The 20,626-nt window shown below is 64.4% G+C and carries 19 protein-coding genes and 1 tRNA gene; 9 read left to right on the plus strand and 11 right to left on the minus strand.

All coding sequences use genetic code 11. The annotated features are described in order from the left end of the window. Positions 1 to 122 precede the first annotated feature (122 nt). Genes metX through BLV45_RS16110 form a run of 4 tightly spaced genes read left to right on the plus strand, consistent with a single transcriptional unit; the run spans position 123 to position 4,391 of the window. Positions 123 to 1,268: a homoserine O-succinyltransferase MetX gene (metX, locus tag BLV45_RS16095; protein WP_090534828.1), complete on the plus strand. Its 1,146-nt coding sequence runs from the start codon at positions 123 to 125 to the stop codon at positions 1,266 to 1,268. After that, positions 1,265 to 1,873, plus strand: a complete 609-nt coding sequence (gene metW / locus BLV45_RS16100) for a methionine biosynthesis protein MetW (protein ID WP_090534831.1) — start codon at positions 1,265 to 1,267, stop codon at positions 1,871 to 1,873. The genes metX and metW overlap by 4 nt, the downstream gene beginning before the upstream one ends. Positions 1,874 to 1,887: 14 nt before the next feature. Beyond that, positions 1,888 to 3,282, plus strand: coding sequence for an AmpG family muropeptide MFS transporter (locus BLV45_RS16105; protein WP_090534834.1), 1,395 nt, complete (start codon positions 1,888 to 1,890; stop codon positions 3,280 to 3,282). Between the two features lie 32 nt (positions 3,283 to 3,314). Next, positions 3,315 to 4,391, plus strand: a complete 1,077-nt coding sequence (locus BLV45_RS16110; protein WP_090535280.1) for a M48 family metallopeptidase — start codon at positions 3,315 to 3,317, stop codon at positions 4,389 to 4,391. An 18-nt stretch (positions 4,392 to 4,409) separates the two neighbouring features. On the opposite strand, the gene BLV45_RS16115 is transcribed toward BLV45_RS16110, so the two are convergent. From BLV45_RS16115 to gatC, 5 genes are all read right to left on the minus strand, one after another. Then, positions 4,410 to 5,183, minus strand: a complete 774-nt coding sequence (locus tag BLV45_RS16115) for an exodeoxyribonuclease III (protein WP_090534837.1) — start codon at positions 5,181 to 5,183, stop codon at positions 4,410 to 4,412. Between the two features lie 61 nt (positions 5,184 to 5,244). Continuing rightward, on the minus strand, positions 5,245 to 6,084 hold the full coding sequence (locus tag BLV45_RS16120; protein ID WP_090534839.1) for a PPK2 family polyphosphate kinase: 840 nt from the start codon (positions 6,082 to 6,084) through the stop codon (positions 5,245 to 5,247). A gap of 144 nt (positions 6,085 to 6,228) precedes the next feature. Continuing rightward, a complete protein-coding gene (gene gatB / locus BLV45_RS16125; RefSeq protein ID WP_090534841.1) occupies positions 6,229 to 7,704 on the minus strand; it encodes an Asp-tRNA(Asn)/Glu-tRNA(Gln) amidotransferase subunit GatB in 1,476 nt (491 codons plus the stop codon). A gap of 4 nt (positions 7,705 to 7,708) precedes the next feature. After that, positions 7,709 to 9,199, minus strand: a complete 1,491-nt coding sequence (gene gatA / locus BLV45_RS16130; RefSeq protein ID WP_090534844.1) for an Asp-tRNA(Asn)/Glu-tRNA(Gln) amidotransferase subunit GatA — start codon at positions 9,197 to 9,199, stop codon at positions 7,709 to 7,711. A gap of 113 nt (positions 9,200 to 9,312) precedes the next feature. Then, on the minus strand, positions 9,313 to 9,612 hold the full coding sequence (gene gatC, locus BLV45_RS16135) for an Asp-tRNA(Asn)/Glu-tRNA(Gln) amidotransferase subunit GatC (RefSeq protein WP_090534846.1): 300 nt from the start codon (positions 9,610 to 9,612) through the stop codon (positions 9,313 to 9,315). A gap of 365 nt (positions 9,613 to 9,977) precedes the next feature. On the opposite strand from gatC, the gene BLV45_RS16140 reads away from it, so the two are divergent. The 5 genes from BLV45_RS16140 to rodA all read left to right on the plus strand — a co-directional run bounded on the left by BLV45_RS16140 (position 9,978) and on the right by rodA (position 16,439). Next, the gene (locus BLV45_RS16140) at positions 9,978 to 11,021 is read left to right on the plus strand and encodes a rod shape-determining protein (RefSeq protein WP_004189550.1); all 1,044 of its coding nucleotides are present in this window, start codon (positions 9,978 to 9,980) and stop codon (positions 11,019 to 11,021) included. A gap of 128 nt (positions 11,022 to 11,149) precedes the next feature. Then, the gene (gene mreC, locus BLV45_RS16145; protein ID WP_090534849.1) at positions 11,150 to 12,280 is read left to right on the plus strand and encodes a rod shape-determining protein MreC; all 1,131 of its coding nucleotides are present in this window, start codon (positions 11,150 to 11,152) and stop codon (positions 12,278 to 12,280) included. Then, a complete protein-coding gene (gene mreD / locus BLV45_RS16150) occupies positions 12,277 to 12,789 on the plus strand; it encodes a rod shape-determining protein MreD (protein WP_090534851.1) in 513 nt (170 codons plus the stop codon). Before mreC ends, mreD begins: the two co-directional genes overlap by 4 nt. A gap of 138 nt (positions 12,790 to 12,927) precedes the next feature. Further along, positions 12,928 to 15,279 carry a penicillin-binding protein 2 gene (gene mrdA / locus BLV45_RS16155; protein WP_090534853.1) on the plus strand — a complete coding sequence of 784 codons (2,352 nt, stop codon included), beginning with the start codon at positions 12,928 to 12,930 and terminating at the stop codon, positions 15,277 to 15,279. Positions 15,280 to 15,290: 11 nt separating this feature from the next. Further along, positions 15,291 to 16,439, plus strand: a complete 1,149-nt coding sequence (rodA, locus tag BLV45_RS16160) for a rod shape-determining protein RodA (protein WP_090534855.1) — start codon at positions 15,291 to 15,293, stop codon at positions 16,437 to 16,439. 59 nt (positions 16,440 to 16,498) lie between these two features. Here the strand turns inward: rodA and BLV45_RS16165 are convergent, their stop codons facing one another. The 6 genes from BLV45_RS16165 to BLV45_RS16190 all read right to left on the minus strand — a co-directional run bounded on the left by BLV45_RS16165 (position 16,499) and on the right by BLV45_RS16190 (position 20,612). Beyond that, positions 16,499 to 17,206, minus strand: coding sequence for a tetratricopeptide repeat protein (locus BLV45_RS16165; protein ID WP_090534857.1), 708 nt, complete (start codon positions 17,204 to 17,206; stop codon positions 16,499 to 16,501). After that, entirely contained in the window at positions 17,203 to 17,982 is a 780-nt protein-coding gene (locus BLV45_RS16170; protein WP_090534860.1) for an HpcH/HpaI aldolase family protein, read from the minus strand. The genes BLV45_RS16165 and BLV45_RS16170 overlap by 4 nt, the downstream gene beginning before the upstream one ends. A 160-nt stretch (positions 17,983 to 18,142) precedes the next feature. Further along, positions 18,143 to 18,586 (minus strand): 6-carboxytetrahydropterin synthase QueD, encoded by a 444-nt coding sequence (gene queD / locus BLV45_RS16175; RefSeq protein WP_090535281.1) that lies wholly within the window; start codon positions 18,584 to 18,586, stop codon positions 18,143 to 18,145. A gap of 9 nt (positions 18,587 to 18,595) precedes the next feature. After that, positions 18,596 to 19,228: a 7-carboxy-7-deazaguanine synthase gene (gene queE / locus BLV45_RS16180; protein ID WP_090534862.1), complete on the minus strand. Its 633-nt coding sequence runs from the start codon at positions 19,226 to 19,228 to the stop codon at positions 18,596 to 18,598. 72 nt (positions 19,229 to 19,300) lie between these two features. Beyond that, on the minus strand, positions 19,301 to 20,032 hold the full coding sequence (queC, locus tag BLV45_RS16185; protein ID WP_090535282.1) for a 7-cyano-7-deazaguanine synthase QueC: 732 nt from the start codon (positions 20,030 to 20,032) through the stop codon (positions 19,301 to 19,303). A 504-nt stretch (positions 20,033 to 20,536) separates the two neighbouring features. Continuing rightward, positions 20,537 to 20,612: transfer RNA gene (locus BLV45_RS16190), tRNA-Phe, on the minus strand. Positions 20,613 to 20,626 lie beyond the last annotated feature (14 nt).

The following is a 20,626-nucleotide window of genomic DNA, read 5'->3' on the forward strand; positions in this document are numbered from 1 at the left end:
TGCCGGGAGGGTTCCCGGGGTTCACTACAAATGCGGCTAAAGAGGTCGTCAGCCGCGCATCACGTCTCTTCGCGCATCGCCGACACCATCTAGCCGTCCAGAGTCGTTAAAAGGCGGAATGAATGGAATCGATCGGCATCGTCGCTCCCCAGAAAATGCATTTCTCCGAGCCGCTGCTCATGCAGAACGGCAGCTCGCTCGCCGGTTACGACCTGATGGTCGAAACCTACGGCACGCTCAACGCCGCGCGCAGCAACGCGGTGCTCGTCTGTCACGCGCTCAACGCGTCGCATCACGTCGCGGGCGTCTATGCGGATGACCCGAAGGACGTCGGCTGGTGGGACAACATGGTGGGCCCGGGCAAGCCGCTCGACACGAATCGCTTCTTCGTGATCGGCGTGAACAATCTCGGCTCGTGTTTCGGCTCGACGGGCCCGATGAGCATCGATCCGTCGACACAGCAGCCCTACGGCGCGCGCTTTCCGGTCATCACCGTCGAAGACTGGGTGAACGCGCAGGCGCGCGTCGCCGACGTGTTCGGCATCGAGCGCTTTGCCGCGGTGATGGGCGGCAGCCTCGGCGGCATGCAGGCGCTGGCGTGGAGCATGATGTACCCGGAGCGCGTCGCGCACTGCATCGTGGTCGCGTCGACGCCCAAGCTCTCCGCGCAGAACATCGCGTTCAACGAAGTGGCGCGCTCGGCGATCCTGTCGGACCCGGACTTCCACGGCGGCAACTACTACGCGCACGACGTGAAACCGAAGCGCGGCCTGCGCGTCGCGCGGATGATCGGCCACATCACGTATCTCTCCGACGACGACATGGCCGCGAAGTTCGGCCGCGCGCTGCGCCGCGCGGAAGGCGCGCACGATGCGTACAACTTCAACTTCGACGTCGAGTTCGAGGTGGAGTCGTATCTGCGGTATCAGGGCGACAAATTCGCCGACTATTTCGACGCGAACACATATCTGCTGATCACTCGCGCGCTCGACTACTTCGATCCGGCGAAAGCGTTCGACGGCGACCTGACGGCCGCGCTCGCGCACACCACGGCGAAATACCTCGTCGCGAGTTTCTCGACCGACTGGCGTTTCGCGCCCGCGCGTTCGCTCGAACTGGTCAAGGCGCTGCTCGATCACAAACGCACGGTGACGTACGCCGAAATCGACGCGCCGCACGGCCACGACGCCTTCCTGCTCGACGACGCCCGCTATCACAACCTGATGCGCGCCTACTACGAACGCATTGCCACCGAGGTACACGCATGAACCAGCGCGCGCTCGATTATCTTGTGACGCGGCCCGACTTCCGCGCGATTGCCCGCTGGGTCGAGCCGCGCTCGACGGTGCTCGATCTCGGCTGCGGCGACGGCTCGCTGCTGTCGCTGCTCACGGAAGAACTCGAAGTGTCCGGCTACGGCATCGAGATCAACGACGCCGGCGTGCTCGCGTCGACGAAAAACGGCGTCAACGTGATCCAGCAGAACCTGGAAGACGGCCTGCGTCTCTTCGAGGACGGCAGCTTCGATTTCGCGATCCTGTCGCAGACGCTCCAGACGATCCACCAGACCGCCGCGATCCTGCGTGAGACGGTGCGCGTCGGCAAGGAATGCATCGTCTCGTTTCCGAACTTCGGCTACTGGTCGCACCGGCTTTCGGTGTTGCAGGGTCGGATGCCGGTTTCGAAATCGCTGCCGTTCCAGTGGCACAACACGCCGAACGTGCGCGTGCTGACCATCAAGGATTTCGAGGCGCTCGCGCCGGAAGTCGGCATCGAAATCCTCGACCGCGTGGTGCTGCACGGCGGCCAGGCGGTCCGTTGGGGCGAGAACTGGCGTGGTAGTCTTGCGGTCTATCGGGTCAAGAAAAGCTAACGCAGACTATCCCCATGTCGAACCCGCCACACGAGGCGCCTGCACTTTCCGCTCACGAAGACCACGCCGGCTGGCGTGCGTATTTCAACCGACACATGCTGATATGCGTCTTCCTCGGCTTTACGTCGGGGTTGCCGCTTTTCACGCTCGTCTATCTTGTGCAAGCCTGGTTGCGCTCCGAAGGCGTCAACCTGAAGGAAATCGGCCTCTTTGCGCTGATCCAGTTTCCGTACACATGGAAATTCATCTGGGCACCGCTGATGGACCGCTATCTGCCGCGTCTGCCGGGCTGGCGTCCGGGCAGGCGGCGCGGCTGGATGCTCGTCACGCAGATTCTCGTCGCGGGCGCGATCGCGACGCTCGGCTTCGTGTCGCCGCGCGACGCGATCTGGACCGTCGCCGCGCTGACCGCGCTGGTCGCGTTCTTCGGCGCGAGCCAGGACATTGCCATCGACGCCTATCGGCGCGAACTGCTCACCGACACGCAGCAGGGTCTCGGCAACGCCGTTCACGTGAACGCGTACAAGATCGCGGCGCTCGTGCCGGGTTCGCTCGCGCTGATCCTGTCGGACCATCTGCCGTGGAGCACCGTCTTTATCGTCACCGCGGTGTTCATGCTGCCGGGGATGGTGATGACGCTGCTCGTCAGCGAACCCGAGGTACACGGCGCGCCGCCGAAGAACCTGCGCGACGCGATCGTGCTGCCGTTCCGCGAATTCATCCTGCGCGACGGCTGGAAAGGCGCGCTGTTCGTGCTTGGCTTCATCTTCCTGTACAAGCTCGGCGACGTGATGGCGACCACGCTGTCCACGTCGTTCTTCCTCGACATCGGCTTTTCGCGCACGCAGATTGGCGTGATCGCGAAGACGACCGCGTTCGGCGCGAGTCTCGCGGGCGGCATCGTCGGCGGCGTGTGGCTGATGAAGATCGGCATCGGCCGCGGCCTGTGGATTTTCGGCCTGCTGCAGATGGTGTCGACGCTCGGTTTCGCGTGGCTTGCGCAGCTTGGTCCCGCGTCGCACGCGCTGGCCGTGATCTACGATTTCGCCGTGGCGACGGGTCAGGGTACGACGAAGATGCTGTCGTGGGTCGGCATCCACTGGACCGTCCAGCTCGATCCGCGTCTGGTCGCGCTCGCGCTCGTCTATGGCTTCGAAACCTTCGCGACCGGCCTGACGCTGGCGGCCTTCACCGCGTATATCGCCAGCACCACCGATCCGCGCTACACCGCCACCCAGTTCGCGCTCTTCACGAGCCTCGCCTCGGTGCCGCGCACGCTGGCTTCGGCGGCGAGCGGTTATGCGGTCGCCGAGATCGGCTGGTTCACGTACTTCATCGTGTGTACGGCGCTCGCCGTGCCTGGCATGTTACTTTTGTTCCGGATCGCTCCCTGGAGAACGCAGTCGTGATTGCGTCCGCCCCCCCGCTCACGATATTCACGATGCTCCGGCGCACCGCACTCGCGGCGCGCGTGGGCGTCTGCGTGTGCGCGGGCGTGGCGCTGTTGCCGGCGCATCAGGCGTTCGCCGTCGATGCGCCCGCCAACGCAGCCGTCAGCGCGGCGAATGCGGCCAGCGCGCCCGCGCCACGGGCGGCCGCGGCCACGGCGCCGGTTTCGGGCGCTTCCGTTCCCACTGGCACTTCCGGCGCTTCAACTGCGCCAGCACCGGGCGCTACAGCCCCAGCCGGTCAGCCACACGTATACGGCCCGAGCCAGTCGGTCCGCTACGGCAGCCCGGCGGTGTTCCGCAACCTGATTCCATCGGCGATGCTCGAATCGCAGGCGTCGGCCGAATTCGACGAAATCGCGCGCGGCGCCAGTCACGCCAACAAGCTCTATCCCGCGACCGACGCTCACGTCAAACGCGTGCGCGCGGCCATGGATCAGCTGATTCCGTTCTCGCTGAAATGGAACGAGCGCGCAAAGAACTGGAAGTGGGATGTCGCGGTGGTGAAGTCGCCGGATATCCGGATGTACTGTCTGCCGGGCGGCAAGGTGGTGGTGTATGGCGGCCTGCTGGACCGCGTGCGCCTGAACGACAACGAGCTTGGCATGCTGCTCGGCCACGAAATCGCGCACGCGTTGCGCGAACACGCGCGCGAGCGGCTCGGCGAACAGCAGGCCGCGCAGCTTAGCTCCGGGCCGATCCCGCAACTTTTCGGCCTGGCCGATCTGGGTGAGGCGCCGCTTGGCATCGGCACGCAGCTGCTCGAGATGAAATACGAGAACACCGACGAAACCGAGGCCGACGTGATCGGCAGCGATATCGCGTCACGCGCGGGTTTCGACCCGCGCGCCGCCATCACGCTGTGGGACAAGCTCGCAGCCGCGACGCGCAAAAACCGCGAGCAGGGCTTCATCTACGTGCATCCGTACCCGCCGGCGCGCCGCGCCGACATCATGAAACGCCTGCCCGACATGCTGCCGCTCTACGCGAAGGCGATCGGCAAAAGCGTCGACGCGTTGCCGGATTACGCCGGCATCGGCCGCCCGAAGCACAAACTCGCGACCGACTGAAACGCGTCTCCCGACACGTCAGGCCGGATGATCGTAGTCGACGGTCAGCGGCGCGTGGTCGCTGAACTTGATGTCGCGGAACACGTCCGTGCGCTTCGCCGTGCCGGCAATGCCCGGCGTCGCGATCTGGTAGTCGATCCGCCACCCGACGTTCTTCGCGTACGCCTGGCCGCGATTGCTCCACCACGTGTACTGTTCCGGGCGCGGGTCGAGCGTGCGAAACACGTCGACGTAGCCCACTTCGTCGAACAGCTTCGTAAGCCACGCGCGCTCCTCCGGCAGACAGCCTGAATTCTTCTGGTTGCCCTTCCAGTTCTTGATGTCGATTTCCTTGTGGACGATGTTCACGTCGCCGCACACGATCACTTCGCGTTCCTGGCGCAGTGCGTCGAGGTGCGGCATGAACACATCCATGAAGCGGTATTTCGCCTGTTGCCGCTCCTCGCCGCTCGACCCCGACGGCACATACACCGAAATCACAGACAGATTGCCGAAGCGCACTTCGACGTAACGCCCTTCTGCGTCGAACTCCTCGCTGCCAAAGCCGATCACGACTTCGTCCGGTTCGACTCGCGTGTACACACCCGCGCCGCTGTAGCCCTTTTTCACCGCATGCTGGAAGTAGCCGGTGTAGCCATGGGGCGCGAGAAATTCGGGCGTCATGTCGTCCTGCGAGCACTTGATTTCCTGCACGCAGAGCACGTCGGCGTTCTGGTCGCGGAACCAGTCGAAGAAGCCTTTTTTGGACGCCGAGCGGATGCCGTTGAGGTTGGCGGTAATCACACGCAACATGTTGTTTCCTCTGTTATCAGATGGTTTGTGGCACGCCGGCCAGAACTGGCCAGAACCGGCGTCATTCGATTTTCAGGCCTTTCAGCGAAGGCTTGGCCGGCGGAAACTCGAGCTTCAATCCTTCGAACGCGCGCAGCAGCAGCTCGGCGATCATCACGTTGCGGTGCGTCTTCGAATCGGCTGGAATCACGTACCACGGCGCGTGATCAGTCGAAGTCGCGGCGAGCGCGTCCTGATAGGCGTTCTGGTATTTGTCCCACAGCATGCGTGCATCGAGATCGGCGACGTCGAATTTCCAGTGCTTCGTCGGATCGTCGATGCGCGCCTGCAGGCGCTTCTTCTGCTCGTCCTTCGAAATGTGCAGCATGCATTTGATGATGGTCGTGCCGCTGTCGGCGAGCAGCGCCTCGAATTCGCGGATGTGCCGATAGCGGCGCGCGCATTCGTCGGCGTCGATGTCGCCGAGCACCGCGGGCACCAGCACATCTTCGTAGTGGCTGCGGTTGAAGATCGTCAGTTCGCCGGCAGCCGGCGCCTGCGAGTGGACGCGCCACAGAAAATCGTGCGCCGCTTCGACGGGCGTCGGCGCCTTGAACGGCACGACGTGCAGCCCAAGCGGATCGACTTCCTGAAAAACCGCGCGGATCGTGCCGTCCTTGCCGCTCGTGTCCATGCCCTGCAGCACGAGCAGGACGCGTCGAACGCGCTGCGCGTGCAAACGCTCCTGCAGGCCGTCGAGCAGCGTGCCGATTTCCGCGAGACGCGCCCGGTCGCCTTCTTTCGAACCGCTCGAAAAGGGCTTCGCGCCGGGATCGAACTCGCCGAGCGAGAACTTCGCCGGCTTGCCTTTATCGTCGGGAAACGGAACGCGAAAATCATCCAGCTCGGGTTTCTTTGCCATGCGGACCTCTTTGCTGACGCGACGTCAAATGAGAGTCGACAAAAGGAAACGGGCCGTTGCCTCAACCTTCGTCCGGCAACAGCCCGTCATGACTGGCGACGTTTCCCGACTGCATGAAACGCCCCACGACACCTTTACTGCAGATCAGCCCAGCTTCTTCTTCAGCAGATCGTTGACCTGCTGCGGATTGGCCTTGCCCTTCGTGGCTTTCATCGCCTGACCGATCAGCGCGTTGAACGCCTTTTCCTTGCCGGCGCGGAATTCCTCGACCGACTTCGCGTTCGCAGCGAGGACTTCGTCGATAATCGCCTCGAGCGCGCCCACGTCCGAAATCTGCTTCAAACCCTTCGCTTCGATGATGCGATCGGCGGCGGCTTCGTCGGTGGCTTTTTCTTCCCAGATCGCGACGAAGATTTCCTTCGCGATCTTGTTGGAAATCGTGCCGTCGACGATCCGTTGCAGCAGCAGCGCAAGCTGCGCGGCCGACACAGGGCTTTGCGCGATGTCGAGCCCTTCGCGGTTCAGCTGCGACGACACTTCGCCGTTCAGCCAGTTCGCCGCGACCTTGGCCTGCGCCGCGCCGAGTTTCGCGACGAGCGCCTCGTAGTACGCGGCCGTCGCCTTGCTCGACGTCAGCACGCCCGCGTCATACGGCGTGAGACCGTATTGTTCGACAAAGCGCGTCTGGATCGCTGCCGGCAGTTCCGGCATGGTGCGCTTCACGCGCTCGATCCACGCTGCGTCGATCATCAGCGGCATCAGGTCGGGGTCGGGGAAATAGCGGTAATCGTGCGCGTCTTCCTTGCTGCGCATCGAACGCGTTTCCCGCTTGTCCGGGTCGTACAGACGCGTTTCCTGCACCACCGTGCCGCCGTCTTCGATCAGCTCGATCTGGCGGCGCACCTCGTACTGGATCGCTTCTTCGAGGAAGCGAAACGAGTTCAGGTTCTTGATCTCGGCGCGCGTGCCGAACTTCTCCTGACCGACCGGACGCACCGACACGTTCGCGTCGCACCGGAATGAGCCTTCCTGCATGTTGCCGTCGCAGATGCCAAGCCACGTGACGAGCGTGTGCAGCGTTTTCGCATACGCGACCGCTTCAGCGGCGCTGCGCATTTCCGGCTCGGTGACGATTTCGAGCAGCGGCGTGCCCGCACGATTCAGATCGATGCCCGTCATGCCGGCAAAGTCTTCGTGCAGCGACTTGCCCGCGTCTTCCTCGAGGTGGGCGCGCGTCAGGTTGACGGTTTTTTCGTACGCCGGCTTGCCGGTTTTTTCATTCGCCGGCACCTGGATCGTGATCTGTCCGCCCTGCACGACTGGAATCTCGTACTGGCTGATCTGATAGCCCTTCGGCAGATCGGGATAAAAATAATTCTTGCGCGCGAAGATGCTGCGCGGCGCGACCGTCGCACCAATCGCGAGACCGAGCTGGATCGCGCGCTCGACGGCGCCGCGGTTCATCACCGGCAGCGTGCCCGGCAACGCGAGATCGACGGGCGCGGCCTGCGTGTTCGGCGCGGCGCCGAACTGCGTGGATGCGGCGGAAAAAATCTTCGAGACGGTCGACAGCTGCGCGTGCGTCTCAAGACCGATAACGACTTCCCATTGCGTGGTCATGGATTCACACTCCTGCCGGGGTTTGACGATGCCAGCCGGTCGCGCGCTGGAACGCGTCGGCGACCTGCAACATGCGGGCTTCGCTGAAATAGTTGCCGATGATCTGAAGACCCACCGGACGCTGTGCATTCGCACCCGCGCCGAAACCGCACGGCACGCTCATGCCGGGCAGGCCCGCGAGACTCACCGACAGCGTGTAGATGTCGGCGAGGTACATCTGCACCGGATCGTCGCCCTTCGCGCCGAGATCCCACGCGACCGATGGCGACACCGGGCCCATGATCACGTCGCACTGTCTGAACGCTTCCTGGAAGTCCTGCGCGATGATGCGGCGAATCTTCTGTGCCTGCAGGTAGTACGCGTCGTAGTAGCCGTGCGACAGCACGTACGTGCCAACCAGAATGCGGCGCTTCACTTCCGGACCGAACCCTTCGGCACGCGACTTCTTGTACATGTCGAGCAGGTCGCGATACTGCGCCGCGCGATGGCCGTAACGCACGCCATCGAAACGCGACAGGTTCGACGACGCTTCCGCCGGCGCGATCACGTAGTACACGGGAATCGACAGCTCGGTCTTCGGCAGCGACACATCGACGAGCGTCGCGCCGAGCGCTTCGTACTGCTTCAGCGCGGCATCGATCGACGCGCGGACGTCATCGACGAGGCCCGCGCCGAAGTATTCCTTCGGCAGGCCGATACGCAGGCCGGCGAGCGGCTTGCCCGCGCTTGCGTCGGCGCTCCACGCCTGGCCGAGATAGCGCGTGTAGTCTTCGTCGTCGCGCGTGAGGCTCGTGGAATCGCGCTCGTCGAAGCCGCCCATCGCGTTGAGCAGCGTCGCGCAATCGGCCGCAGTCTGCGCGAACGGGCCGCCCTGATCCAGCGACGACGCAAACGCGATCATCCCGTAGCGCGACACGCGGCCGTACGTCGGCTTGATGCCGGTGATGCCGGTGAACGACGCCGGCTGGCGGATCGAGCCGCCGGTGTCCGTGCCCGTCGCGGCGGGCGCGAGGCGCGCCGCGACCGCGGCGGCCGAGCCGCCCGACGAGCCACCCGGCACGGCCTTGCGGTCCCACGGGTTCTGCACGGGGCCGAAGTGCGAGTTCTCGTTCGACGAACCCATCGCGAATTCGTCCATGTTCGTCTTGCCGACGCACACCATGCCCGCGCGCGCCAGCCGGTCGACGACCGTCGCGTCGAACGGGCTTTCGTAGTGCTCGAGCATCTTCGAGCCGGCGGTCGAGCGCCAGCCGCGCGTCACGAACACGTCCTTGTGCGCGATGGGCAGCCCCGTCAGCGGACCTGCGTTGCCGGCGGCCAGACGCGCGTCGGCGGCTTTTGCCTGCGCGAGCGTCAGTTCCGCATCGACCTGGATGAACGCGTTCAGGCTCTTCGCCGCTTCGATGCGTTGCAGATACGTCTGCGCGAGCTCGACGGCGGAATATTCCTTCGCATCGAGCGCGGCGCGCAGTTCGATCAAACTTTTTTCATGCATTGCGTTTATTCCTGGAAAGCGCGACAGCGCGTTGCGCTGCCGTGAAGGCGTCCGGCTGCCCGCCGGCCTGCCGTGCCGTGGATGCCCGCCTCACGCGGGCGCGCGGCCAGCGCCTATTCGATGACCTTCGGCACCAGATACAGCCCTTCCTGCACGGCCGGCGCGGAGCGCTGGAATTCGTCGCGGCGCACGATCTCGGTGGCGGCGTCGTCACGCAGGCGCAGCGCGACGTCTTCGATCTGCTCGATCGGGTGCGCGAGCGGCGCGATGCCGGTGGTGTCGACGGCCTGCATCTGCTCGACGAGGCCGAAAAAATCGTTGAGCTGGACAAGCGTGTGCTCCGCGTCGGCATCGGGCAATTCGAGCCGCGCGAGGTGTGCGATGCGTTTCACATCGGTCAAGGTCAGAGCCATGCGGTCACCGGAAAGAGACGTGGACTGCCGCAGTGCGGAAAAAGAGTGCTGCGACAGAGAGTTACGACATTGGAGCGCGCCCTCGGAAAGGGGCTCGCGACGGCAAAAAGTACCGTCCGTTTCCTCCAAAACATCCAAAATTATAAGGTATCATTACGCGTTCGACCCAAACCCGGTCCGACTTACCAAGGCCTTACCGGACATTTTCCAGCACACCGTGCGGCCTTGTTTCAGTTTCCGGTAGATTCCCTCGCAGTTTCAGGCTCCTGTGGCATGTTCGCGCCCGACCTGAAGCTGTTATTTTTTCCGCTGCCGTCCTGCGCGTACGATGCGAGGCCCGGCCCCCAGCGAGACAGGATTTTTGAATGTTCGGTTTTTTGCGCAGCTACTTTTCCAACGACCTGGCCATTGACCTCGGCACTGCCAATACGCTCATCTATATGCGCGGCAAAGGCATCGTTCTCGATGAGCCCTCCGTAGTGTCGATCCGCCAGGAAGGCGGTCCGAACGGCAAGAAAACGATTCAGGCGGTCGGCAAGGAAGCCAAGCAGATGCTCGGCAAGGTTCCGGGCAACATCGAGGCGATCCGCCCGATGAAAGACGGCGTGATCGCCGACTTCACCGTCACCGAGCAGATGATCAAGCAGTTCATCAAGACCGCTCACGAATCGCGCATGTTCTCGCCTTCGCCGCGCATCATCATCTGCGTACCGTGCGGCTCGACCCAGGTCGAGCGCCGCGCGATCAAGGAAGCCGCGCACGGCGCGGGCGCTTCGCAGGTCTACCTCATTGAAGAGCCGATGGCCGCGGCAATCGGCGCCGGCCTGCCGGTGTCGGAAGCCACCGGCTCGATGGTCGTCGACATCGGCGGCGGCACGACGGAAGTCGGCGTGATCTCGCTCGGCGGCATCGTGTACAAGGGTTCGGTGCGCGTTGGCGGCGACAAGTTCGACGAAGCCATCGTCAACTATATCCGCCGCAACTACGGCATGCTGATCGGCGAGCAGACGGCCGAAGCCATCAAGAAGGAAATCGGCTCCGCGTTCCCGGGTTCCGAAGTCAAGGAAATGGAAGTGAAGGGCCGCAACCTGTCGGAAGGTATTCCGCGCAGCTTCACGATCTCCAGCAACGAGATCCTGGAAGCGCTCACCGATCCGCTGAACCAGATCGTGTCGTCGGTGAAGATCGCGCTGGAACAGACGCCGCCGGAACTCGGCGCCGACATCGCCGAACGCGGCATGATGCTGACGGGCGGCGGCGCGCTGCTGCGCGATCTCGACCGTCTGCTCGCGGAAGAAACCGGCCTGCCGGTGCTCGTCGCCGAAGACCCGCTGACGTGCGTCGTGCGCGGCTCGGGCATGGCGCTCGAGCGCATGGACAAGCTCGGTAGCATCTTCTCCTACGAGTAAGCGGGTTTAAATTGATGAAAGTGGCGCGGACTTACCGGCTGGCCTTGCCAGCCGCCGTCGCCACCCGCCAGGCGCCGATCTGACGCGCCGCAGTCTCACCCAACACGCTCACGCCCCCGGCGCCGACCATGGAATACAGTCCGCCGCCTCTGTTCAGACAAGGCCCGTCGGCACTTGCACGACTGGTCTTCTTCGTCGTGCTGGCGCTCGCCCTGCTGATCTCCGATGCACGCTTTAGCACCCTCGAGATCGTTCGCGGCGTGCTCGGCGCGGGTCTTTATCCGTTGCAACGCGCGGCGCTCGTGCCGCGCGACCTGTTCATGGGCGCAGCCGACCTCGCCGTGAGCAGCACCACGCTGCGCAGCGAGAACGAGCAGTTGCGCGCGAAAAACCTCCAGCTGTCGCAACAGGCCAACCTGGCCGCCGCGCTCGGCGCTGAAAACAACCATCTGCGCGCACTGCTCCAACTGTCGCAGCGCAGCACCACGCAATCCACGCCGGCCGAAATCCAGTACGACACGCGCGACCCGTTTACGCAGAAGATCGTGATCGGGCGCGGCTCGCAGCAGGGCGTGAACGACGGTTCGCCGGTCGTCAACGAAGACGGCGTCATCGGGCAGGTCACGCGCGTGTTCCCGCTGCAGTCGGAAGTCACGCTGCTCACCGACAAGGATCAGGCCGTGCCCGTGCAGATCGTGCGTACGGGCCTGCGCAGCGTGATCTACGGCACGCCGAAGGGCGATTCGCTCGATCTGCGCTTCGTGCCGATCAGCGCCGACGTGCTGGCCGGCGACGAACTCGTCACGAGCGGCCTCGACGGCGTGTATCCGCCGGGCCTGCCGGTCGCGAAGGTGGTGCGCGTCGACAAGCAGGCGGACACCGCGTTCGCCCGCGTGATCTGCGTGCCGATCGCCCAGGTGCGCGGCGCGCGTCAGTTGCTAGTGCTGCATTACGTGAACGACGTTCCGCCGCGTCCCGCGGAACCGGACCCCGTCGCCGCCGCAAAGGAAGCGAAGGCGAGGCGCAACGCAAAGCCAACGGACAAGCCCGCGGAAAAGGGCGCGGGCGCCGCGAAAGCACCGGAAAAAGCCGCTGAAAAGAGTGCGGACAAAGCCGCGGAAAAACCGGCTGAAAAACCCGCCGCCCGCGCCGCCGGGAAAAACGCCAGGTCCGCGCAACCGGCTTCGGCAGCCGCTGGCGCGAGGAAAGGCGAGAAGACCGAAAAGGCCGACAAAAGCGCGCAGGGGACGAAGCCATGAACCGCCCGCAATACATCCTGCAGCCGGTCAATCCGTACTTCATCGCGTTCAGTCTCGCCGCCGCGTTCCTGCTGAACCTGATGCCGTGGGGGCGGATGATCGGCGTGCCCGACTTCGTCGCGCTGGTGCTGCTGTTCTGGAACGTCCACCAGCCGCGCAAGGTCGGCATGGGCATCGCGTTTTTCCTCGGCCTGTTGATGGACGTACACAACGCGAGCCTGCTTGGCGAACACGCGCTCGCCTACACGCTGCTGTCGTACGGCGCGATCACGATTCACCGCCGCGTGCTGTGGATGTCGATCGGCGTTCAGACGTTCGCGGTCATGCCGCTGCTGGTCGGCGCGCAGATCGTGCCGTTCGTGATCCGTCTTTTGACGGGCGCCGCGTTCCCGGGATGGGGTTATCTGATCGACGGCTTCGTCGAAGCTGCACTGTGGCCCATCGCAAGCGTATTGTTGTTGATGCCGCAGCGCCGCCCCGCCGATCCGGACGATACCCGGCCCATCTAGGCCGCGCCACGCGTCGGGAGCCCGATTGAACCCGTATTCATCCCGCCGGCCCGACGCGCCACGTCTGGATTTTCCGCCCGCCATCGCCCGCGGGCACGCTTTTCCTGACGGCCGCCCGCCGGCCCATTGCACGCACGCATGACCGAATTCAACGACACACAACAGCAGCTTTCGAAGTTCCGCCTGCGGGTCGCCGCGGCGGGCCTGTTCGTGTTCGTCTGCTTCGGGCTGATCGGTTTTCGTTTCCTGTACCTGCAGGTGTGGCACTACAGCAAGTATTCGCTGCAAGCCGACGAAAACCGTATTTCCGTCGCGCCGATCGTGCCGAACCGCGGCATCATCACCGACCGTAACGGCATCGTGCTGGCGAAGAACTATTCCGCCTACACGCTCGAAATCACCCCGTCGAAGCTGAACGACTCGCTGGAAAACGTCATCGACAATCTTTCGACGGTCATCACGATCGATGCACGCGACCGTCGCCGCTTCAAGAAGCTGCAGGAAGACTCGAAGAACTTCGAGAGCCTGCCGATCCGCACGCGTCTCACCGACGAGGAAGTCGCGCGTTTCACCGCGCAGCGTTTCCGTTTTCCGGGCGTCGAAGTGCGCGCGCGCCTGTTCCGTCAATATCCGCTCGGTCCGACGGCGGCGCACGTGATCGGCTATATCGGACGGATCTCGCAGCGCGACCAGGAACGCATCGACGACATCAGCGACCAGAACGACACGGATTCCGACCACTATGATCCGCGCCTCGATGCCAACAACTACAAGGGCACGGACTACATCGGCAAGATCGGCGTCGAGCAGAGTTACGAGACCGAACTGCACGGCCTGACGGGTTTCGAGGAAGTGGAAGTGACCGCCGGTGGCCGTCCGGTCCGCACGCTGTCGCGCACGCAGGCGACGCCGGGCAACAACCTCGTGCTGTCGCTGGATATCGGCCTGCAGCAGGTCGCGGAGCAGGCGTTCGCGGGCCGGCGCGGCGCACTCGTCGCCATCGAGCCGGCGACGGGCGACGTGCTCGCATTCGTGTCGGCGCCGAGTTTCGATCCGAACTCGTTCGTCGACGGCATCGACCAGCAGACCTGGGACGAGCTGAACAATTCGCCGGATCACCCGTTGCTGAACCGTCCGCTGCACGGCACGTATCCGCCGGGCTCGACGTACAAGCCGTTCATGGCGCTCGCCGCGCTCACGCTGCACAAGCGCACGCCGGGCTGGGGTTTCCAGGACCCGGGTTCGTACACCTTCGCCGGCCACACGTTCCGCAACGACGTGCCGCAGGGCCAGGGCTGGATCGACATGAACCGCGCGATCATGGTGTCGAACGACACGTATTTCTACATGCTCGCGCACGATCTGGGCGTGAACGCGATCGCTAATTTCATGAAGCCGTGGGGCTTCGGGCAGATCACCGGCATCGACATTTCCGGCGAGGCGCGCGGCATCCTGCCTTCGACCGAATGGAAGCGCAAGGCGTATCGCAAGCCCGAACAGCAGCGCTGGTATGAAGGCGAAACGATCAGTCTCGGCATCGGCCAGGGCTACAACTCGTTCACGATCCTGCAACTCGCGCATGCCACCGCGACGCTCGCCAACAACGGCGTGCTGATGAAGCCTCACCTCGTCAAAGAGATCGAGAATCCGATCACGCACGCCACGCGCCTGACGGTGCCGAAGGACGACGGCCGCATCAACGTGGCGCAGCAGGACATCGACGTCGTCAAGCGCGGGATGGAAAACGTGACGACGAATCCGTCGGGCACCGCCTATCAGGTGTTCCGCAACGCGGCGTATGTGGCGGCCGGCAAGACCGGCACGGCGCAGGTGTTCTCGCTGCAGGGCGCGAAATACCACGGTCACGCGCTCGCCGAACATCTGCGCGACCATGCGCTCTTTATCGCGTTCGCGCCGGCCGATCATCCGCGCATCGCCGTGGCGCTGATCGTCGAAAACGGCGGCTGGGGCGCGCAGGTGGCGGGTCCGATCGCGCGTCGCGTGCTCGACTATTACCTCGTCGACCGCGCGAAGCCGGGCGCGGAAGCGGCCGCCATCGAAGCGGCGGCGTCGGCCACGGCCGAGGCATCGGCACCGGTCATCGGAGAAACGTCGCCCGCGACGGATGCCACCACGCCGACCCGGGTCGCGGCGGGCTATACGCCGCTGCCGCCGCCTCCGGGCGCACCGATAAAGCTGAAGCCCGATGCGGCGGCGGCTGGCGTGGCTTCCGGGGCGTCGCCGGCGTCTTCGGCGGATGCGGCGAAGCCACTGGCGGCGTCGACGTCGAAGGCGGCACGCGCCGCCGCTAAAAGCGCTTCCGCAGCCGGGGCGATTTCCGCCTCCGACGCCGTGAAGCCGGCCCGCAAGGCGCCGCGCCCATCGCGCCCGGCCAGCGAAACACCGACGACGGCGGCCGCGCCCTCGCGCGACACAGGCATCGCGCCGGCATCGCCGAATCAGCCGGCCACCGGCGGCATGGACGAATAAAGGAGAGCGGCATGCAATTCGACAAGCGCGCCTGGCTCGATCGCATCAAGAGCATGTTCCTCGGCTTCGACAAGCCGCTGGCGCTAATCGTTTTTCTGTTGCTGTGCGTCGGCATCGTGACGCTGTATAGCGCGACGCTCGACATGCCCGGCAAGGTCGAGGACCAGCTGCGCAACATCATGCTGACGTTCGTCCTGATGTGGGCGCTCGCCACCGTGCCGCCCACCACGTTGATGCGCTTTGCGCTGCCGCTCTACACGTTCGGCATCGCGCTGCTGGTTGCCGTGGCGATGTTCGGGCTGACGCGCAAGGGCGCGAAACGCTGGATCAACGTCGGCGTGGTGGTCCAGCCGTCCGAGATCATGAAGATCGCGACGCCGATGATGCTCGCCTGGTACTACCAGAAGCGCGAAGGGGTGATGCGCTGGTTCGATTACGTGGTCGGCCTGCTGATCCTCCTGCTTCCCGTTGGACTGATCGCGAAACAGCCGGACCTCGGCACGGCTGTGCTCGTGTTTGCCGCGGGTCTCTTCGTCATCTACTTCGCAGGTTTGAGTTTCAAGCTGATCGTGCCGGTGCTGATCGCCGCCGTGATCGCGGTGGGTTCGATCGCCGCGTTCCAGGACAGGATCTGCCAGCCGGAAGTCACGTGGCCGCTGATGCACGATTACCAGAAGCACCGTATCTGCACGCTGCTCGATCCGACTTCCGATCCGCTCGGCAAGGGCTTCCACACCATCCAGGCGGTGATTGCGATCGGCTCCGGCGGCGCGACCGGCAAGGGCTGGATGAAAGGCACCCAGGCTCACCTCGAATTCATCCCTGAAAAGCACACCGACTTCATTTTCGCGGTGTTTTCGGAGGAATTCGGGCTCGCCGGCGGCATCGTGCTGCTGACGCTTTACATGCTGCTGATCGCACGCGGGCTCTACATCGCGGCGAACGGCGCGACGCTCTTTGGCCGGCTGCTCGCCGGTTCGCTGACGATGGCGTTTTTCACCTACGCGTTCGTGAACATCGGCATGGTGAGCGGGATTCTGCCGGTTGTCGGCGTACCGTTGCCGTTCATGAGTTACGGCGGAACAGCGTTGATCACGCTCGGCATCGCGACCGGGCTCATCATGAGCGTCGCGCGACAGAAACGGTTGATGCAGAGCTAGTCTGCCGTTGAAAAGCGATCCACGCGGCGGCTGGCGAATGCCGGCCGCCGCGAATCGCGTTACTGCGGTTTCGCTTCGTGTTCCTGCTGAAGCTGCGAAGTGAGCTGCTGGTATTTCAGGCGCGCCGCCGGATCACCCTGCGCCGCCGCTGCCGCGTAGTAGGCCCGCGCGACATTCAGGTTGCGCTCGACGCCATCGCCTCCCCGCTCGTAAAACGAGCCCGTCACGTACTGCGCGGTCATGTCGCCGCCTTCAGCCGCTTTCTTGTACCAGAAGAACGCCTGCTGGTTGTCGCGCGTGGTACCGCGACCGTCCAGGAACTGGTTCGCAAGCGCCAGTTCGGCCTGCACGTGTCCCTGCTTCGCGGCTTTCAGAAACCACGCGTGTGCCTCCGACGGATCACGGCCGACGAAATCGCCATCGTCATACATCTTGCCGTACACGTACTGCGCATGTGACATGTTCGCGTCGGCGGCCTTGCGCAGCCACTTCTTGCCTTCGTCGACGTTGGGCGCGGTGCCTTCGCCGTTCAGCAGCATCATCGCGTAGTTGAATTCCGCGAGGCGGCTGCCGTGCTGCGCGGCCTTGCGGAACTCGGCAAGCGCCGGACCGAAGTTGCCCGCGTTGTAGTCGGCGACGGCCGTCTGCGTCTCGGGGTCCTGGGCCTTGAGCGAGCCAGTCGTCTGCGCACCGGCCTGCATCGGCGCCGCGAGGGTCGCGAGGGTCGTGGTGAGCGCCAGCCACGCCGGCAATGAAACGCGGATCATGAACGCACCTCCTGCAGCGCCTGACGCGTCGCGCGCAACATCCACATGACGTCCGCGGCAAGCGCGATAAAACGGAATCCTTCGGTGCGATACTGCCGCGCGCCCAGGACATCCATGGCGAAAATACCCGTCGCCACCTTCGCGCGGTGCGCGACCTCGGTGACACGCGCGATGGCGGCCACGACGTCCGGATGCTTCGGGTCGGCGAGATGGCCGAGGCTCGCGGCGAGATCGGCCGGCCCGATGAACAGGCAGTCGATGCCTGGCGTGGCCGCGATCTCCTCGATGTTGTCGACGGCGCGCGCCGACTCGATCTGCACGATCGTCGCGATCTGCGCGTTCGCGTTCTGCACGTAGTCGCGCCGCATGCCGTACGCCGCCGCGCGCACCGCGCCCGCGACGCCACGCAGGCCGTCGCCGCCAGCACCGGGATATTGCGTCAGACGCACGGCCTGCGCCGCCTCTTCGGCCGTTTCGATATTCGGAAACATCAACGTGCGCGCGCCCGCATCGAGCACGCGTTTGACGAGCCACGCCTCGCTCGCCGGCAGACGCACGACGGGTTCGGTCGGCAGATGTGCCGCGGCAATCGCGCGCAACTGGCCGGTGACGTCGACGCTGTCGTTCGGCGAGTGCTCCATGTCGATCAGCAGCCAGTCGAAGCCGGCGTGCGCGAGCGCTTCGGCGGCCGAGTCGCTGCCGAGCGAAAGCCACAGGCCGAACAGCGGATCGGGCTCTTTCAGGCGCAGCTTGAGGGGATTGGTGAACGTGCTCATCGCGGTGCTCCCTCGCGGCGCGCGGCGCGGCGGCAAGCACGGGAAGCACTGGATGTGGCGTCGGTGCGGCGGCAGTCGCGCCCGCCTGTCGGTGTGGTGTACGGCATGTCTCGCTCCGGCTGGTTACGCCGCGATCATACCGTGACAATAACGCGCCCGTTCAGTCGCGAACGATGTCGGCCCAGCAGTTCGGCGTTTCGTAAAGCCGCACCTTGTGCAGCCGTAGATTCACACCGTAATGCGCGTCGTAGACGTTCGCGAGGATGTCGAACGCGACGGCGGCGAGATTTTCGACGGTCGGAATGCGGTCGAGCACGACCGTCTTGTGGCCAGGCATCGTTTCGAGGAACCCGCGCACCTGCGCGTCGCCTTCGTAGACGAGAAACGCGTGGTCCCACAGGTCCACGAGATGTTCGTTCGCGAGCGACTTCACGTCGGCGAAATCCATCACCATGCCGCGATCCGGCGCGCCTTCCGTTTCGACGAGGTCGCCTTGCAGCGTGATTTCGAGCACATACCGGTGGCCGTGCAGGTTACGGCACTGGCTGCGGTGGTCGGGGATGCGGTGGCCCGCATCGAATTCAAGTTTTCGGGTAATCGTCAGCACGGCGGATCAGGGAATGTTCAGGTACTTGTGGGTCTGCATCGACAGGCGCCATTGCGGATGGCGCTTGCACCAGTCGATAGCGAGCTTCGTGTTGATATCGCGCGACGGACCGTCCATCGGCTGCACGAGGAAATAGTCAAACTCGAGCTTCGCGTAGTCGGCGAGACGCTGGTTGTCCTGCGGAACGACGACCTTCAGCTCGTTGCCCTTCGTGACGACGAGCGGCGCGTCGGCTTTCGGGCTCACGCAGATCCAGTCGATGGTGTCCAGCACGGGCAGCGAGCCATTGGTTTCGATCGCGATTTCGAAGCCGGCGGCGTGCAGCGCATCGACGAACGGCGGATCGATCTGCAACATCGGCTCACCGCCGGTACATACGACAAAACGCTCGCCTTCGCCTTCCGGCCACAGCGACGCGATCATCGCGACGAGTTCATCCGCCGTGCGGAATTTGCCGCCGTTCTCGCCATCGGTGCCGACAAAATCCGTATCGCAGAAGCGGCACACGGCGTCGGCGCGATCTTCCTCGCGGCCCGACCACAGATTGCAGCCGGCAAAACGGCAAAACACGGCCGGGCGCCCGGCATTCGCGCCCTCGCCCTGCAACGTGTAGAAGATTTCCTTGACCGCGTACGTCATGCTGCCTTCTGCCTGAATATCCTGAATAGGTCGACTGCTTATGCTGCGCTGCGCTGCGTTGCAGCGCAGCGGTTAAACCGGTTCCGTCACGTTCTCGCCGGCGAGATATGCTTCGTAGCCGCGCTTGCGCAGCTTGCACGCCGGACATTCGCCGCAACCGAACCCCCACTTGTGCAGCTCGGCGCGCTCGCCGACGTAGCACGTGTGCGTCTCGACGCGGATCAGCTCAACGAGCGCCTCGCCGCCCAGCTCCAGCGCGAGCCGCCAGGTGTCGGCCTTGTCGAGCCACATCAGCGGCGTTTCGAGCAGAAAGCGGCTGTCCATGCCGAGATTCAGCGCGACCTGCAGCGCTTTCATCGTGTCGTCGCGGCAATCGGGGTACCCCGAAAAATCCGTCTCGCACATGCCGCCCACCAGCACCTGCAAGCCGCGACGGTAGGCAATGGCCGCGGCGATCGTCATGAACATCAGATTGCGGCCGGGCACGAACGTGTTCGGCAGGCCGCTTGCGGCGGCTTCGATCTGGATCTCGCGCGTCATCGCGGTATCGCTGATGGCGCCGAGCACGCCAAGGTCGATCATGTGATCGTCGCCGAGCCGCTCGCCCCACGCGGGAAATTCGCGCGCGATCGCGCTGCGAAAACCCTCGCGACATTCCAGTTCGACGCGGTGCCGCTGACCGTAGTCGAAGCCGAGCGTCTCGACTGTTTCGAATCGTTCGAGCGCCCACGCGAGGCAGGTGGCCGAATCCTGACCACCGGAGAAGAGCACGAGGGCGCTGCGTTTAGCGTCTGTCCGGGTCACCGTGAAACTCCGTGATTGATGATTGCCCGCGTCGCGCTGTGCGGTGTGTGCAACAGCAGCGTGGCGCATGATGGGCCGGGGCTGGGTCAATGTCGAGCCGGCGCCTGATGGGACCGGTCTCAGGCAGTATAGGCCGCGCCTTTCGCACGCAGCGTCGCTGGCGCTTATACCGCTCATCGCCGCCAGAGGGCTTTCTTTTGCGCGTCGCGTGCGCCGCGCAATCCCGGGCGCTCACGCCGTTCGTCGCAACTCCACAGTCCAGCACGTTCCAGAGGACATGACCTTCGGTCATCGGCGCAACAAGGTCAGGCTGCAGACTGCCTGAAACGAAAAAGGACCTGTCAGTCGAACGTGGCAAGTCCTTGAACTGGCGCGATTTTATCATGCGACGCCGTGTGCCGCTGACGCCGCCGCCGGTCGCAAACCCGCTTCACCGATGCCCGATTGGGGCACCCTGAAAACAGAAAGCCCCAGGAATCTTGCGATTATCCTGGGGCTAAATTCTGGTGGCCTGGGACGGAATCGAACCATCGACACGCGGATTTTCAATCCGCTGCTCTACCAACTGAGCTACCGGGCCAACGAAGAAGCGAA

Source organism: Paraburkholderia sartisoli, assembly GCF_900107685.1.
GTDB lineage: Bacteria > Pseudomonadota > Gammaproteobacteria > Burkholderiales > Burkholderiaceae > Paraburkholderia > Paraburkholderia sartisoli.